Genomic DNA, 850 nt, shown 5'->3' with positions numbered 1-850 from the left:
TGGAAGGTTTCGTATACGGATTGATGGGGAATGCTCACCTGCAAGAAATCTACGATGGGAATCCTGAGATAGAGCAGCTACGTGAGGAGATCGACCAGTTGGAATTGGAGCCGAACGAACGTCTTCAGTTCATGTTTGGATATGCCCCTTACGCACCGACACCTGATGACCAGTCAGGTACGTTGCTCGCTCTGGAGTTAGATGATTATGCTGGATGGATTCGTGGTCTGGAACCTGAAAACAAGGGTGAAGAGCTGAAAGTAGAGTTCTTCAGAGTGATGCTGGATTTGATGCGAGCATCGGTCAGGTCCGATGCAGAGATCGCCTTTGAGGAGTCGTCTGCGGAAATCTACGACTCCACGTTACAACGCATCGAGGAATTCGACTTCATATCTTTCTTTGACGAAGGCGAGCAGGACGCTGCGGAAATTGTCCCGGATATGCTCCGAATGTGCGTTCATATCGCTGCCCACCGGGATCAGGATGATGGCGACGACAGAGAACACCTCATTGCGACATACAGCTTACTGGAAAAGTACGGACTGAATCGCGAGGCCGTTGAGGGGTTCATTGAAAACTGTCGTGAGTTAGCCGGTGAGTACGAACCTGGTGAGCAGCTTGAGGAAATGATGGAGAACCAGATGGAGGAATTCTTCGCACAATTTGACGAGGATGACGTGACCCGGAACACCCTCATTCGAATGCAGTCAAACCTATACAACGAAGTAATCGAGTTGGCAAACTCAGCATTTGCCGCGATGGTTTCGGATTCCGATCGCCTACTGGAGTTCATTCACGACTGTGGGGAGAGCCTTGAGAAAGCAGAGAAGCCATTCTTCGTTGCTGCTTG

General features: G+C 50.2%; 1 protein-coding gene. It reads left to right on the top strand.

Features of this window, described 5'->3' with window-relative positions; all coding sequences use genetic code 11:
• Positions 1-850, top strand: an 850-nt coding sequence (locus tag C5B91_RS22190) for a hypothetical protein (RefSeq protein ID WP_158589933.1), incomplete at both ends; no start/stop codon positions are given.

Source organism: Haloferax sp. Atlit-10N, from assembly GCF_003586325.1.
GTDB lineage: Archaea > Halobacteriota > Halobacteria > Halobacteriales > Haloferacaceae > Haloferax > Haloferax prahovense.
Note: the sequence above shows the minus strand (reverse complement) of the source record. Positions and strands in the feature narration are given on the sequence as shown.